Consider the following 15,667-nt stretch of genomic DNA (forward strand, 5'->3'; position numbering starts at 1 on the left):
GCCGCGGAGTATAGAGGAGGCCTCCGTGAGGACGCGGCATGCAGGGGGCGGCCGGTTTGTCCGGGACACTGCGTTAGTCGGAAACAAGGCAACTGGGGGAGACTGGATTCCGGGGTGGCGCAGTGGGGCGATTAGTGACAAGGGTTGCCATTGTGTGAAAAGTCCGTTATTCATGTACTGAAGCACCAAGTGCGCGTAAGCGCCCGTGGGAAGGGGAGATACCGTGGGTTTCGTGACGAAAACGCAATCGCCGTTGATCGGCGTCGACATCAGTTCGACTGCGGTCAAGCTGCTGCAGCTGACGCGTACCGGGGATCGTTACCGGGTCGAGCACTATGCGGTGGAGCCACTGCCGCCGAGTGCCGTGGTCGAGAAGAATCTGGTCGAGATCGAGGCTGTCGGCGATGCGATCCGCCGCGCAGTGGCCCGGTCGGGTTCGCGCACCAAGTTCGCCGCCGCTGCGGTGCCGGGTTCCTCGGCGATCACCAAGGTGATCCCGATGCCCGCGGATTTCGACGAAGACGACATGGAGTCACAAATCGAGCTGGAAGCGGTGAACTACGTGCCGTATCCGGTCGAGGAGGTGAACCTCGATTTCGAAGTGCTGGGCCCGATGCCCGGCAATAGCGAGATGGTGCAGGTGCTGCTGGCCGCATCGCGATCGGAGAACGTGGAGGTGCGCGTCTCCGCGCTAGAGCTGGGCGGTTTGACCGCCAAGGTCATCGACGTCGAGGCCTTCGCCATCGAAAACGCCTATGCGCTGATGGCAGGTGGCCTCAATGTGCCGCGCGATGGCTTGGTGGCACTGGTCGACGTCGGCGCCACCATGACCACGCTCAACGTATTGCGTGGTGGGCGCAGCATCTACACGCGCGAACAGGTGTTCGGCGGCAAGCAGTTGACCGACGAGGTCATGCGTCGCTACAGCCTGAGCTACGAGGAAGCCGGCCTGGCCAAGCGCCAGGGCGGGCTGCCGGAGAGTTACGAAATCGAAGTGCTGGATCCATTCAAGGAAGCGATGGTTCAGCAGGTGAGCCGCTTGCTGCAGTTCTTCTACGCCGGTAGCGAGTTCAACCGCGTGGATCAGGTCGTACTGGCCGGTGGTTGCGCCTCTATCCCGGGCATTGCCGGGATGGTCGAGGAACAGTTGGGCGTGTCGACGGCGATCGCCAATCCGCTTGCGAACATGACCCTGGGCCCGCGCGTGCAGGCACATGCCCTGGCGCAGGACGCGCCTGCCCTGATGATCGCCTGCGGGCTCGCACTGAGGAGCTTCGACTGATGGCCAGGATCAATCTCCTCCCGTGGCGCGCGGAGCGCCGCAAGCTGCGCCAGAAGGATTTCCTCGGAATGCTGGCGCTCGCCGTGGTTGCCGGGTTGCTGGCATCGTTCCTGCTCATCGGATGGTACAACGCCAGGATCAGCAACCAGACTGCGCGTAACGAGTATCTGCGTGGCGAGATCACCAAGGTCGACTCCCAGATCAAGGAAATCGAAGAGCTCGACAAGAAGAAGAGCAAGCTGCTGGCGCGCAAGGAAGTGATCGAGCAATTGCAAGCCAACCGTTCACAGATGGTGCATCTCTTCGATTCACTGGTGCGTACCATTCCTGATGGCGTCAGCCTGACTTCGATCAAGCAGGAGGGGGATATCCTTACCCTCGGCGGCCGCTCGCAGTCCAATGCGCGCGTTTCCACTTACATGCGCAATCTGGAAAGTTCTGGCTGGATGACCAACCCCGATCTGAACGTGATCGAGGCCAAGGCAGGTAACCCGGGGCTTCCGTACGAGTTCAACCTCAAGGTCAAGCTGGCCAATCCGAATGCGCCAAAGGACGGCGAAGAAGCCGCTTCTTCCGCGAATACGCCGGCAGCGCCGTCCGTAGCGCCTGCAGCAGGGGGGCCGCACAGTGAGCAAGAAACAGCTGAGCTTGCGTGAGTTGGACTTCAACAACATTGGGCAATGGCCGCAGAACGCCAAGATCGGGTTTTGCGCGCTTCTTGCGGTGCTGATCCTGATTCTGGCCTGGTTCTTGTTCGTGAGCGACAAGAAGACCGAGCTGGAAGGGCTGCAAGGGCAAGAGACCAACCTTCGCACCGAGTTCGAAACCAAGCAGGGCCGCGCCGCAAACCTCGAGCCGCTCAAGCAGCAACTTGCGCAAATGGAGCAGCAGTTGCAGCAGATGCTGCGGCAGTTGCCCAGCAAGACCGAGATGCCTGATCTCATCGTCGACATTTCGCAGACCGCGCTCGCAACCGGTATCCAGAACGAACTATTCCAGCCTGGCCCAGAGGCTCCGAAGGAGTTTTACGCGGAAAAACCGATCGCATTGCGGATGGTCGGTACCTACCATCAGTTCGGTGCATTCGTGAGTGGTGTTGCCTCCTTGCCGCGTGTGGTGATCATGACCATGCACGACATTTCGTTGCAACCGAAGGACGCCAAGACGAATCCGAATGCCAGGATCGGCCCGAATACCGCGCTCGAACTGGCCGGCACGGTGAAGACGTACCGCTATCTGGATGAAGAAGAGACTGCGGCGCAAGCGACTGCGGCCACTCCCGCTGCGCCCGCTTCGGCAACCCCGCCCGCCAAAGGAGGGGCCTGACATGCGCGCGAATCACGACCGAAACGCCCGTTTGATCGGCACCGTATTGCTGGCCGCGACGTTGGCTGCCTGTGGTGGCGGCAAGAGCGACCTTGAAAAATGGGTTGCGGAAGTCAAGGCCAGGCCAGCGCCGCCGCTGGATCCTCTGCCCGTGATGCAACAATTCGAAACTTTCGAATATGCCGCACAGAACTTGCGCGATCCGTTCAGTGAAGCCTTCAGCGGCGGCGGGAGCAGCGGCCCGCGGCCTGACCCGGGTCGGCGCAAGCAGACACTGGAACAGTTTCCGCTGGACAGCCTGGATATGGTCGGCACGATTGGCAAGGGGGCGGGCTTGGTATCGCTCGTGCTGGCGCCCGACAAAGTGACCTATCGGGTGCGCCCCGGCGCTTACCTGGGTCAAAGCGATGGGCGGGTCACCGCCGTTTACGAAGACCGGATCGAACTGGTCGAACTGGTTCCGGATGGCGCGGGTGGTTGGCTGGAACGGCCGGCGACCATTGCGCTCGAAGACAATTGATTGGGGGATAGACCGATGACCGTGACCAACGTCAAGCAAGTGCGGCCTGTGCGGCGCCCCTCGTCCCTAGGCGCCTGCGCAGTCGGGCTGGCCGTGGGTCTGTATGCGGCCAGTGCCGGCGCACTCCCCGTGATTGCCACCGTCACGATGGCGCAGTCCGCAACCGGTGCCATGGCGGATCCCGCCAGGCATACGCCCGGTGCGGTTGCTGTCTCGGCGATCGACTTCAAGCGCGGCGATGGAGGCTCGGGCAAGCTCATCCTGCGCTTCAATGGTGAAGGCGCCGCCCCGGATCTCAGGAACACGAGCTCTGGCGTCGTCGTCGATATCGGCAATGCGCAATTGCCGGCCTCGCTGCAACGTCCGATCAACGTGTCGGATTTCGCCACGCCCGTGCAGCGCATTGATGCCCGCGCGACCAGTAGCGGTGCGCAACTCGTACTTGGCACCAAGGGTACGTTCGAGTCGATGGCCTACCAGAGCGGCAGCGATTACATCGTCGAGATCGTGCCGCGCGCCACCCCGGTGGCCGTCGCGTCGAAAACGGTTGCCCCGGCGATGGGCGCGGCGATGGGCGCCACCAGCAGCAGTTCCAGTGTTCGCTACAGCGGCAAGCCGGTGACCTTCAACTTCCAGGACGTGCCCGTGCGCACCGTCCTGCAGCTGATCGCCGAAGAGTCGAATCTCAACATCGTGGCCGCCGACACCGTGCAAGGCAATGTCACCTTGCGCCTGATCAACGTGCCATGGGATCAGGCGCTCGACATCGTCCTGCAGGCAAAATCGCTGGACAAGCGCCGCAGCGGCAATGTGGTCTGGGTGGCTCCGCAGGCGGAAATCGCCAAGTTCGAGCAGGACAAGGAAGATGCGCGCATCAGCCTGGAAGAGCGTGCAGAGAAAGTAACGGAATACATTCCGATCAACTACGGCAATGCCGAAGATATCGCCAAGCTGCTCACCGAAGAAAGCAAGGGTAATAACAACCAAGGTGGCAGCGGTCAGGGCGGGGGCGGCCAGAACAGTAATCAGGATCGCGGCTTCCTGTCCTCGCGCGGCAGCATCAGCTTCGACAAGCGCACCAATACGTTGCTGGTCATCGACATCCCGCAGCGCGTTGCCAACATCCGCAACCTGGTGCAGCAGCTGGACAAGCCGGTCGACCAGGTGGTGATCGAGGCGCGCATCGTGATCGCCAGCGAATCGGTCGCGCGCGAATTGGGCGCGAAGTTCGGTATCAGCGGCAACAAGAACAATGTTTCCTACGCAGGCGATCTGGGCACCACGCTGGAGAACCGCAACTCTGTGACGAGCACGAATAATGCCAACAACGCGCTCTACACCAATGCACTGACGACATATCTGAATGCAAACCCGGGTGGCAGTGCATCGGATGCCGCCGCACCGCAGCCGCCCGGCTCCGGCAACTGGAACACGAACACTCCGACCTACGGCGTCAACACGATCACTCGTGGGCTGATGAGCAACCTGCCGGCTGTGCTGACGGGTGCCAATGCCGGCTCGCTGGCGCTCTCCATCCTCAACGCCGGTTACCTGCTGGATGTGGAGCTCTCCGCGATCCAGACGCAGGGGCGCGCGGAAGTCATTTCCAACCCGCGCATCGTCACCAGCAACCAGAAGGAATCGGTGATCAAGCAGGGCAAGGAAGTCGGTTATCTGACGGTGACAGGTGGCCAAGCGGGTAATGTCCCGACCGTGCAGTTCAAGGAGGCCTTGCTGGAGCTGAAGGTCACCCCGACGATCACCAACGATGGTCGAGTGTTCCTCAACCTGGGCGTCAAGAAAGACGAGCTGGACGGTTACGTCAATTTGGGGTCATTCGGCCAGGTGCCGCAAATCGCAAAGCGTGAAGTCAACACTGCAGTACTGATCGACGATGGACAAACCGTGGTCATCGGAGGCGTGTACGAGTTCAGCGACAGCACCGACATCAGCAAGGTGCCTTTCCTTGGCGATATTCCCCTGCTCGGGAACCTGTTCCGCAACAAGAACCGCACCAAGCAAAAAGCGGAGTTGTTGATCTTCGTGACCCCGAAGGTCATGCGCGTCGCCCAGCGCTGATCGGCGAGCCGAATGCAACGACGAATCGGGGGCCGCAAGGCTCCCGATTCCGTTTCAGGGCGTGGAAACGACCGTTCATTCGTTTTGGCCCGTGGCATGCGAACCTTTGGCAACGCAGATGGTCGAACGGGTCTGCATTCCGAGGACATCATGGACACGCCCAATCCGGATATTTCACGCCTGCACGACGCCTTCCGCAGCCTGCGTGAAAGCCTGTCGCAGGAGATCGTGGGCCAGGCCGCGCTGATCGAACGCCTGCTGATCGCGCTGCTTGCAGACGGCCATTTGTTGGTCGAAGGTGCGCCAGGCTTGGCCAAGACCACCGCGATTCGCGCGCTTGCCTCGCGGCTGGAAGCCGATTTTGCCCGCGTCCAGTTCACTCCTGACCTATTACCGGCGGATCTCACCGGTACCGAGGTCTGGCGCCCGCAGGACGGACGCTTCGAATTCCAGTCCGGGCCGATCTTCCACCCGATCCTGCTTGCCGACGAGATCAACCGTGCACCGGCGAAGGTGCAGTCAGCATTGCTGGAAGCGATGGGCGAACGTCAGGTCACCGTGGGTCGGCAGACTTATCCCTTGCCGGACTTGTTCCTGGTCATGGCGACACAAAATCCGATCGAGCAGGAAGGTACCTTTCCGCTGCCGGAGGCGCAGCTGGATCGTTTCCTGATGTACGTCCGCATCGGCTATCCCGAGGCCGATGCCGAAACCGAGATCCTGAGGCTTGCGCGCGAACGCGCACGCGCTGCGCTGCGTCTGGATGCATCGACGCCAGCAAGGATGCCGATGGCCGACGTATTCGCGGCGCGGCAGGCCGTGCTGGATCTGCACATGGCGCCTGCGTTGGAGCGCTATCTGGTCGAACTGGTGCTGGCTTCGCGCAATGCCGCCCGCTACGACGCGGTGCTGGCCAAACGCATCGCCTGGGGTGCCAGTCCGCGCGGTTCGATCGCGCTGGAACGTTGCGCTCGCGCTCGGGCATGGCTTGCCGGACGCGATTTCGTCACACCGGAAGACGTGCGTGCGGTTGCACCGGACGTGTTGCGGCATCGCGTGCTGCCCAGCTACGAAGCAACGGCAGAGGGCTGGGACGGCGACAGGCTGGTCACGGAGCTGTTGCAGCGGGTGCCGTTACCCTGAGCGCTGCGATGCCGCGGAACGCACCCATGGCGGATGCCGGTTCGGGCGTGGCGGCCACGCTGCCGGAACTCATAGCGCTGCGCGCATTGGTGCAGGGGCGGCGTGGCGCGCGGCAGGGTCGGCACGGCCTGCAGGGACACGCGCTTTCCAACCTGCGCGGGCGCGGCATGGAATACGCCGAATCGCGCGAGTATGCGCAGGGCGATGATGCCCGCCACATCGACTGGCGATTGACCGCGCGCAGCGGCCGCACCCATACCAAGCTGTTCCAGGCCGAACGCGAGCGGCTTACCCTGATCGTGGCGGATACGTCGCCTGCGCTGTACTTCGGCACCCGCACGCGCTTCAAATCCGCGCAGGCCGCGCGTGCCGGGGCACTGGCTGCCTGGATCGCGGTGCGTGACGGCGATCGCGTTGCGGCCTTGCGCGGATCGAATGGCGAAGCGCCGATCGCGCCGGCATCGGGCCCGCGCGGCGCACTGCGGGTATTGGATGCGCTGGTGCGCTGGTATGCGCAATCGCCGCCAGACGATGCGGGCCTGGCGGTCGCACTCGATCACGCCCGCCGTTTGCTGCGCCCCGGTGCGCGCATGCTGGTGTTGGCCGATCCCGCCAGCGTCGCCGCAGTGCCTACCGAACGCTGGCCTGCATTGGCCATGCACCATGAACTGATCGTGCTGCTGCTGACCGATCCGCTGGAACGCTCGCCACCAGCCGCACGCTTGCCATTTGCATCGTCCGCCGATGCGCGGATCCAGCTGGGCCTGGATGCCGCCGGCACCCGCCAGCGCTGGCGGCAGGAGTTCACGGCACCGATGGACGCTGCGTTGGAAACGCTGCGTGCGCGTGGCATCCGCACGATGGAACTGTCGAGTGCCGCCCCCAGCGATGCATGGCTGCCGTTGCTCGACCGCAAGGGCGGCTTGCGATGAACCCACCGCTCAAGTTGCCCCACGAAGCGCTCCATTCGGCCATCGCGCCGTCGTGGTGGCCACCAGCGCCCGGGTGGTGGCTGGTCGTGGCGGCAGTCGTGATTGTCATCGTAATGGTGGCGTGGTGGCGTGTGGCCGCACGTCGCCGCCGTGCCGCGATCCTGCGCCTGTTCGATGAAGTGCTCGTTCGTGCGCAAACCCCGTCGCAAGAAATCGCGGCGATGTCCGAACTGCTGCGTCGCGCGGCACGCCGCAAGGGCCCTTCCGCCGATACGCTGGACGGCGAGGCGTGGCTGCGTTTCCTTGATGCGGGGATGCCGCAGCCGATATTCAGCGCTGGCGCAGGCGGCCTGCTGCGCGACGGCGCATTCCGTGCGGACATCACCCGACATGAAAGCGACGCCTTGCGTGGCATCGCGCGCCAGCGTTATCTGCTGTGGATGCAGGACGCATGAGCGCCTTGCGTGACCTGCTAGCGCTGGATGGTTTCGCCTGGCAATGGATGTTGCTGGCGATCCCGCTGCCATGGTTCGTGCATGTACTGATGCCGTCCCGCAGCGGCAACCAGGCGGCCCTGCGCGTGCCGTGGGACGAACGGCTGCATCGCATCGCCAATGCCGGCGCACTCGCTGCGAAACCGCGCGGTTTCCCGTGGCTGATGTTCTTGGCATGGTGCCTGCTGTGCATCGCTGCGGCGCGCCCGCAACAACTCGGCCCCGCCATCGCACCACCGCAAGTCGGGCGCGACCTGATGCTGGCCGTCGATCTGTCCGCGAGCATGGGCGAAGAGGACATGGCGCTGGGCGGCCGCGTCGTCGACCGCCTGACCGCGGCCAAGGCGGTGCTTGCGGATTTCCTTGATCGCCGTGTCGGCGATCGCGTCGGCCTGGTGGTGTTCGGCGAGCGCGCCTATGCACTGACGCCGTTGACGTTGGATCGCGACAGCGTGCGCGAGCAACTCGGCAGCAGCGTGGTCGGCATGGCCGGACGCGCGACTGCAATCGGCGATGCCATCGCGCTTTCGACCAAGCGCTTGCAGAAACAACCCGTGGATCAGCGTGTACTGATCCTGCTCACCGACGGCGTCAACACCGCCGGTACGCTGGATCCGCAGAAGGCCGCGCAAATCGCCCGCGACAACGGCGTGCGCATCCACGCCATCGCCTTCGGCGGCGATGGTGGCGCGCTGTCGGTCTTCGGGTTCCAGTTGCCGATGAGCGGCGATGCGGTGGACGAGGCCGGCTTGCAGCGCATTGCCACGCTGACCGGCGGGCGCTTCTTCCGCGCGCGCGATACCGACGCGTTGGCCGGCATCTACGCCGAGATCGACAAGCTCGAACCGATCGAGCGGCAGGGCCGCGCGGTACGACCGAAGGTCGAACGCTACCCGTTGCCGCTCGGGTGGGCGTTGGCGATCGGCATGCTCGCGCTGCTGCTGCGGAGGCGGGGATGAGCGCTTTGTTCGCCGATCTTGGAGCGCTGCATTTCATGCGTCCGTGGTGGCTGCTCGGCTTGCTTGCCTTGCCGGTGGCCGCTTGGTGGTGGCGCGCACAGGCGCGTCGGCGCAGCGTGTGGCAGGACGCGGTGGATCCGCACCTGTTGCCGCACTTGCTGGTGCCTGCCGATCGCTCACCTCGTCGCGGGTTGGCGCGGTGGTCGGGGTTGCTGGCTGCGGCGCTGGCCGTGCTGGCGCTGGCCGGCCCCGGCGTGCGCAAGGCCGAATATCCCTTGTGGCAAACCAAGGCGCCGCTGGTGATCGCGCTGGATCTGTCGAGCGCGACACTGGCGCGCGACTTGCCGCCATCGCGGCTTGCGCAGGCGCGCGCCAAGATCGCGGCCCTGCTGCGCGAACGCGTCGGCGGACAGGTTGCGCTGGTGGTGTTCGCCGACGATGCCTACACCGTGGCACCGCTGACCGAGGATGCCGCCAACGTGGCGTTGTTCCTGGATGCGCTGGCGCCGGACGTGATGCCCGAAGACGGGCACCGCGGCGACCGCGCCATCGCCTGGTCGCAACGCCTACTGCGCAGTGCCGGTTTCGACCAAGGCGAGATCCTGTTGCTGACTGATCGCGCCGATGGCGAGGCCATCGCCGAGGCCGCGCGCGCGCGCGCAATCGGTTATCGCGTTTCGACGATCGGATTGGGCACCGCGCAGGGTGGCGTATTCGACATACAAGCCGGATTGGGTAATGCGAAGCTCGATGCCAAAAGCCTGCAGCGACTGGCTGCGGCAGGTGGCGGTGGATACCACGTGTTGACCGCAGGCGAAGCCGATTTGCGCGCCCTGGGCGTGCTGGATCCGCAGGCAGGCGATGGCGCGGCCGCGCGTGGCGAAAAAATCGCCAGCTGGCGAGACGACGGCTACTGGCTGCTGCCACTGGTAATGCTGTTTTCCTTGCCCTTGTTCCGTCGTGGCGGTGCGACACTGGCCTTGCTGATGCTGGCGCTGTGGTTGCCGATGCCGCCCGCGCAGGCGCAGGATGCGGGCAACCTGTGGCGCCGCGCCGACCAGCAGGCCTATGCGCGAATGCAGGAAGGCGTCGCCGCTTACCGCAAGCAGCAGTACGATGCAGCCATCGAAAAATTCAACGGCGACCACTCTGCCGACGGGCAATACAACCTGGGCAACGCGCTGGCCAAGGCCGGCCGCTATGACGAGGCGATTGCCGCCTACGATCGTGCCTTGAAGCGGCGTCCCGGGATGCAAGACGCCGTCGCGAACCGCAAGGCAGTAAAGATGGCGAAAGAGCGCAAACTGCCACCCAGCAAGCAGAGCCAGCAACAGCAACAGCAACAGCAACAGCAACAGCAACAGCAACAGCAGCAGCAACAGCAACAGCAACAGCAACAGCAACAGCAACAGCAACAGCAACAGCAACAGCAACAGCAACAGCAACAGCAACAGCAACAGCAACAGCAACAGCAACAGCAACAGCAACAGCAACAGCAACAGCAACAGCAACAGCAACAGCAACAGCAACAGCAACAGCAACAGCAACAGCAACAGCAACAGCAACAGCAACAGCAACAGCAACAGCAACAGCAGAAAGATCGGCAGTCCACGCCGGACAAGCCTTCTGACGCACGGCAACAGCAGCAGGCCGATGCCGCACAGCGGCAGCGCATGCAGGAGGCAATGCACAAGCAGCAGCAACAGCAACAGCAACAGCAAACGCAGGGTCAGCCGAAGCAAGCACCCAAGGAAACACCGGAGCAGCGCGAACGACGCATCGCCAACCAGGCACAACTGCAACGCGTGCCCGACGACCCGGGTGCGTTGCTGCGCACCAAACTGCGGCTGGAGTACGAACGCCGGCAAGGGCGCCTGCAATGAGTCGCGTGTTTGCAAGGTTTTTGCTGTTGCTGGTGGTGTTCACGGCGTTGCCGGTCTCGGCGCAGACGCGTGCATGGCTTGATCGTGCGCAGATCACCTATGGCGAAACCGCCACGCTCAACATCGAGACTTCCGCCTCGGTGCAGTCGATCGACTACAGCCCGCTGTCCGCGCAATTCGACATCGCAGGACAGACCGTGCGCCGCAGTTTCGAAATGGTGAACGGACAGTCGCGCGCGAAGTCGCTGTTCGCCGTGGGCATCCGCCCGCGCGGGCCGGGCGTGCTCACCGTGCCGGCCTTGCGCATTGACAATGTGGACACCACGCCGATGCGGCTGACCGTCTTGCCACCCTCGGTGCAGCCTGCCGGCGGCGACGCCGATGCCTTCGTGGAAACCGTGCTGGACGCTGTACAGCCCTACGTGCAGCAGGCGGTGGGCATGGTGGTGCGCCTGCACGTGGCGGTGCCGCTGCTGTCCGGCCAGCTCGACCAGGACGACGTCCCGGGCGCCAGCCTGCAGCGCGTGGGCGAGGACATCCAGTACCAGCGCGAGATCGGCGGTCGCCGCTATAACGTGGTCGAGCGCCGTTACCTGCTGGTTCCGGAGCGCAGCGGCGCGCTGGTGATTCCGGGCGCGCGCTTCAACGGGCAAGCGGTGGGGGGCTTCTTTGACAACATCTTCGATGACGGTCGCAAGTCGCTGTCTGCCGCCGCGCCGGTGAAGCGCCTGCAGGTGCTGGCGATTCCCGCCAGCGCGCCGCAGCCGTGGTTGCCGCTGCATGACCTGAAACTGCGCTATGTGCAATCGCCGCGCGCCGCGCGGGTGGGAGAAGCGGTGGCCATCGAACTGGAAGCCATCGCCGATGGCGCCAGTGCCAGCCAGTTGCCGCCACTGACCATTCCGGACAGCACGCAGGCACAGGTCTTCGCCGATCCGCCGCAATCGGACGAGCAGTTCATCGAAGGTCGACCGCGCACCACGTTGCGTCGGCGCATCGCCATCGTGCCGCTCAAGGCAGGTGCGTTGACGTTGCAGGGGCCACGCATCGACTGGTGGGATGCTGCCCAGGGCGTGGTGCGCACGGCGATGCTGCCGTCGCTGCAATTGCAGGTCGCACCCGGTTCCGTGCCCGCAACGACCGTCGATGACGGCGCGCCCATGTCGCCGCAGGTCGATGGCGCGGATACGAGAGCATCCGTGTCGACCATTGCACTCGGGCGTCATGCGCCGTGGTTGCTGCTGGTCGTGGTGCTGGCTGCGGCCTTCGCATGGTGGCGCTGGCGCATGCCGGTGGATGCGATGCCCGTCGCGGCAACGCAATCCTCGCCGCCTGAAGTCCAGGCGGCATCGTTGGCGGCTGCGTTGAAGCAGGGCGAGTTGGCGGCGATCGCGCATGCGCTTTGTACCGATGCCGGGATCCGTGGCGACGACTTGGATACCGTTCGCACGCGCTTGGACGATGCCGCGCAGGCCGAAGCGGTGGAGCGCCTGCAGTCGGCGCGTTGGGGTAGCGGCGATGCCGAATCCGCGCTCGCGGCGTTGCGCCGTGCGTTCGCCAAGGGCGCGCATTGGCGCAAGCCAGGAACCAAGAAGGAATCCCTGTTGCCGCCCCTGTATCCGGAGTAAGCGCCGTCGTTTGTTAAGCTCGACGCCTGTACGCACGGGATCGATGCAATGAGCGAAGCTGCCACCAAGAAGCTGCAACTGCACTGGAAGATGCTGATCGGCTTCCTGGCCGGCCTGGCGCTGGGCTTGGTCGCGCACTACGTCTCCGGCGCCGATGCGGGCTGGGTGAAATGGCTGACCACCTACGTGACGCAACCGGCGGGCACGCTGTTCCTGCGCCTGATCTTCATGCTGGTGATCCCGCTGCTGTTCTCCGCGCTGATCATCGGCGTGGCGGAGATGGGTGATGTGCGTTCACTCGGTCGGGTCGGCTGGAAAACGCTGGGCTACACCGTGGTCGCCTCGGGCATCGCGGTGGTGCTGGGCCTGCTGCTGGTGAACTGGCTGAAGCCGGGCAGTGGCGTGGATCCGGCCGCGGCGCAGGCGATGCTGGCGCAGGGCGCCGATCGTGCGAAGGACATCGTCAGCGGCATGGGGACGCAGCCGAAAGGACTGGATCTGCTGCTCGGCATCGTCCCCGACAACGTGGTGAAGGCGGCGGCGGACAACACCATCCTGGCGGTGATGTTCTTCGCGCTGATGCTGGGCATTGGCTTGGTGCTGACCCGCACCGAAGCCACCGAAACCCTGTTGCGCGGGATTGAAGGCCTGTTCCAGATTTCAATGACCCTGATCGGGTTGGTCATTCGCCTGGCCCCGTACGCGGTGTTCTGCTTCATGTTCAACCTGGCCGCGTTGTTCGGCTGGGATCTGCTGCGTTCGCTCGGCGCTTACGTGGGCGTGGTGGTGCTGGCGCTGGCGATCCACATGTTCGTGGTCTATTCGCTGATGCTGAAGTTCCTGGGCGGCTGGTCGCCGCGCAAGTTCTTCCGCGGCGTGCAGGAAGCGATGGTGATGGCGTTCTCCACCGCCTCGTCCAATGCCACCTTGCCGGTTGCGTTGCGCGTGGCCGAGGACGAATTGCACCTGCCGCGCAAGGTTTCGCGTTTCGTGCTGACCGTGGGCGCGACTGCCAACCAGAACGGCACCGCCTTGTTCGAAGGCGTGACGGTGCTGTTCCTCGCGCAGTTCTTCGGCGTGGAGCTGACGCTTGCCCAGCAGGCGACGGTGATGTTCGTCTGCATCCTGGGCGGCATCGGTACCGCCGGCGTGCCGGCGGGCTCGTTGCCGGTGGTCGCGCTGATCTGCGGGATGGTCGGTGTGCCGCCGGAGGGGATCGGCCTGATCCTGGGCGTGGATCGCTTCCTCGACATGTGTCGCACCACGCTGAACGTCACCGGCGACCTGATGCTGGCGACGGTGGTGTCGAAGGGCGAGGAAGAACCGAAAGCCGCATAGCCATTGGCTTTGCGCGGCGCGGTTCCGGATCGGGCCGCGCCCGTGGGACAATACGCCGCCCGCACGCCGCCGGGCGCCTCCCTGACGCCCCCATGACGACGCCTACCCGCCGCGATCTCGCCAACGCGATCCGTTTCCTTGCCATCGACGCCGTACAGGCCGCGAATTCCGGCCACCCCGGCATGCCGATGGGCATGGCGGACATCGCCGAAGTGCTGTGGAACGACTTCTACAAGCACAATCCCGGCAATCCGCACTGGGCGGATCGCGACCGTTTCGTGCTGAGCAACGGCCACGGCTCGATGCTGCAGTACGCGCTGCTGCACCTGTCCGGCTACGACCTGTCGATCGACGATCTGAAGCACTTTCGCCAGCTCAATTCCAAGACGCCGGGCCATCCCGAGAACTTCATGACGCCGGGCATCGAGACCACCACCGGCCCGCTGGGGCAGGGGTTGGCGAATGCGGTGGGTTTCGCGCTGGCGGAAAAACTACTGGCGCAGCGCTTCAATCGTGATGGCTTCGACCTGGTCGACCACCGCACCTGGGTATTCATGGGCGACGGCTGCCTGATGGAAGGCATCAGCCATGAAGCTGCCTCGCTGGCCGGTACCTGGGGCTTGCACAAGCTGGTCGCGTTCTGGGACGACAACCACATCAGCATCGACGGCAATACCGATGGCTGGTTCACCGATGACACGCCCATGCGTTTCGAGGCCTATGGCTGGAACGTGGTGCGCGGCGTGGATGGCCACGACCCGATCGAGATCAAGACCGCGATCGAAACCGCACTGAAGTCTTCGGACAAGCCGACGCTGATCTGCTGCCGCACTACGATCGGTTTTGGTTCGCCGAACAAGTCCGGCAAGGAGTCGTCGCACGGCGCGCCGCTGGGCAAGGACGAAGTGCAGGCCACGCGCGACGCGCTGGGCTGGCCCTACGCGGCCTTCGCAGTGCCGGCCGAGATTTACGCCGAGTGGAACGCGCGCGACAAGGGGGCGGTGTCCGAGGACGCCTGGAACGCGATCATGGCGCGCTATGCCGAAGCCTTCCCGACCGAAGCCGCCGAATTCCGCCGCCGCATGCGCGGCGAATTGCCGGGCGATTTCGCGGCGGATGCGCTGGCCTACGTCATCAAGACCCAGACCGATGCCGCCACCATCGCCAGCCGCAAGGCGTCGCAGAACGCGATCGAAGCCTATGCGCCGCTGCTGCCGGAACTGATCGGTGGCTCGGCGGATTTGGCGCACTCCAACCTGACCCTGTGGAAGGGCAGCAAGTCGGTGGCGAGCAACGATCCGAACGCCAACTACATCTATTCCGGCGTGCGCGAATTCGGCATGACCGCGATCAGCAACGGCTTGGCATTGCACGGCGGCTTTATCCCGTACGACGCCACCTTCCTGGTCTTCAGCGACTATGCGCGCAACGCGGTGCGCATGAGCGCGCTGATGGGCATCCGCGCGATCCACGTCTACACCCACGATTCGATCGGCCTGGGCGAAGACGGCCCGACCCACCAGCCGATCGAACACCTCGCCTCGCTGCGTTACATCCCGGACAACGATGTGTGGCGTCCCTGCGATGCGGTGGAGTCGGCGATGGCGTGGAAGTGCGCCATCCAGCGTGCGGATGGTCCTAGCTGCCTGATCTTCAGCCGCCAGAACCTGCCGCACCAGCCGCGTGACGAAGGCCAGTTGCTGGACATCGCGCGCGGTGGTTACGTGTTGAAGGACAGTGTGGGCGCGCCCGAACTCATCCTGATTGCCACCGGTTCGGAAATCGGCCTTGCCATGCAGGCCGCCGAACAGTTGGGCGATGGCGTGCGCGTGGTGTCGATGCCGAGCACCGATGTGTTCGACCGCCAGGAACAGTCCTATCGCGAATCCGTGTTGCCCACCGCCTGTCGCAAGCGCGTGGCGGTCGAAGCCGGCGTCACCGGCTTCTGGCGCAAGTACGTCGGCTTGGACGGCGCAGTGATCGGCATCGACACCTTCGGTGCCTCTGCGCCGATCGAAGCGCTGATGCCGCATTTCGGTTTCACCGTGGACAAGGTGGTTGCGGCGGCGAAAGCGCTGTAAGC

13 protein-coding genes are annotated in these 15,667 nt (G+C 64.5%); all 13 read left to right on the top strand.

Annotated elements, in window-relative coordinates:
* The first annotated feature begins 223 nt into the window (after positions 1 to 223).
* Positions 224 to 1,282, top strand: a complete 1,059-nt coding sequence (locus G7079_RS03680; RefSeq protein ID WP_166055667.1) for a pilus assembly protein PilM — start codon at positions 224 to 226, stop codon at positions 1,280 to 1,282.
* Positions 1,282 to 1,938 (top strand): PilN domain-containing protein, encoded by a 657-nt coding sequence (locus tag G7079_RS03685; protein ID WP_166055669.1) that lies wholly within the window; start codon positions 1,282 to 1,284, stop codon positions 1,936 to 1,938. Before G7079_RS03680 ends, G7079_RS03685 begins: the two co-directional genes overlap by 1 nt.
* A complete protein-coding gene (gene pilO / locus G7079_RS03690; RefSeq protein ID WP_166055671.1) occupies positions 1,910 to 2,608 on the top strand; it encodes a type 4a pilus biogenesis protein PilO in 699 nt (232 codons plus the stop codon). The genes G7079_RS03685 and pilO overlap by 29 nt, the downstream gene beginning before the upstream one ends.
* Before the next feature lies 1 nt (position 2,609).
* Positions 2,610 to 3,128 (top strand): pilus assembly protein PilP, encoded by a 519-nt coding sequence (locus G7079_RS03695; protein ID WP_166055673.1) that lies wholly within the window; start codon positions 2,610 to 2,612, stop codon positions 3,126 to 3,128.
* A gap of 15 nt (positions 3,129 to 3,143) precedes the next feature.
* Positions 3,144 to 5,207, top strand: coding sequence for a type IV pilus secretin PilQ (gene pilQ / locus G7079_RS03700; protein ID WP_166055675.1), 2,064 nt, complete (start codon positions 3,144 to 3,146; stop codon positions 5,205 to 5,207).
* Between the two features lie 150 nt (positions 5,208 to 5,357).
* Positions 5,358 to 6,350 (top strand): MoxR family ATPase, encoded by a 993-nt coding sequence (locus G7079_RS03705; protein WP_166055677.1) that lies wholly within the window; start codon positions 5,358 to 5,360, stop codon positions 6,348 to 6,350.
* An 8-nt stretch (positions 6,351 to 6,358) separates the two neighbouring features.
* Positions 6,359 to 7,282, top strand: coding sequence for a DUF58 domain-containing protein (locus G7079_RS03710; RefSeq protein ID WP_166055679.1), 924 nt, complete (start codon positions 6,359 to 6,361; stop codon positions 7,280 to 7,282).
* On the top strand, positions 7,279 to 7,737 hold the full coding sequence (locus G7079_RS03715; protein WP_166055681.1) for a DUF4381 domain-containing protein: 459 nt from the start codon (positions 7,279 to 7,281) through the stop codon (positions 7,735 to 7,737). Before G7079_RS03710 ends, G7079_RS03715 begins: the two co-directional genes overlap by 4 nt.
* Positions 7,734 to 8,735, top strand: a complete 1,002-nt coding sequence (locus G7079_RS03720; protein WP_166055683.1) for a VWA domain-containing protein — start codon at positions 7,734 to 7,736, stop codon at positions 8,733 to 8,735. Before G7079_RS03715 ends, G7079_RS03720 begins: the two co-directional genes overlap by 4 nt.
* Positions 8,732 to 10,618 carry a VWA domain-containing protein gene (locus G7079_RS03725; protein ID WP_166055686.1) on the top strand — a complete coding sequence of 629 codons (1,887 nt, stop codon included), beginning with the start codon at positions 8,732 to 8,734 and terminating at the stop codon, positions 10,616 to 10,618. Before G7079_RS03720 ends, G7079_RS03725 begins: the two co-directional genes overlap by 4 nt.
* Before the next feature lie 5 nt (positions 10,619 to 10,623).
* On the top strand, positions 10,624 to 12,246 hold the full coding sequence (locus tag G7079_RS03730) for a BatD family protein (protein ID WP_166055688.1): 1,623 nt from the start codon (positions 10,624 to 10,626) through the stop codon (positions 12,244 to 12,246).
* Between the two features lie 48 nt (positions 12,247 to 12,294).
* Positions 12,295 to 13,584, top strand: coding sequence for a dicarboxylate/amino acid:cation symporter (locus tag G7079_RS03735; RefSeq protein WP_166055690.1), 1,290 nt, complete (start codon positions 12,295 to 12,297; stop codon positions 13,582 to 13,584).
* Between the two features lie 92 nt (positions 13,585 to 13,676).
* Positions 13,677 to 15,665: a transketolase gene (gene tkt, locus G7079_RS03740; protein ID WP_166055692.1), complete on the top strand. Its 1,989-nt coding sequence runs from the start codon at positions 13,677 to 13,679 to the stop codon at positions 15,663 to 15,665.
* Positions 15,666 to 15,667: the final 2 nt, after the last annotated feature.

The sequence above is a fragment of the Thermomonas sp. HDW16 genome, assembly GCF_011302915.1.
In the GTDB taxonomy this organism is placed as follows: Bacteria; Pseudomonadota; Gammaproteobacteria; order Xanthomonadales; family Xanthomonadaceae; genus Thermomonas.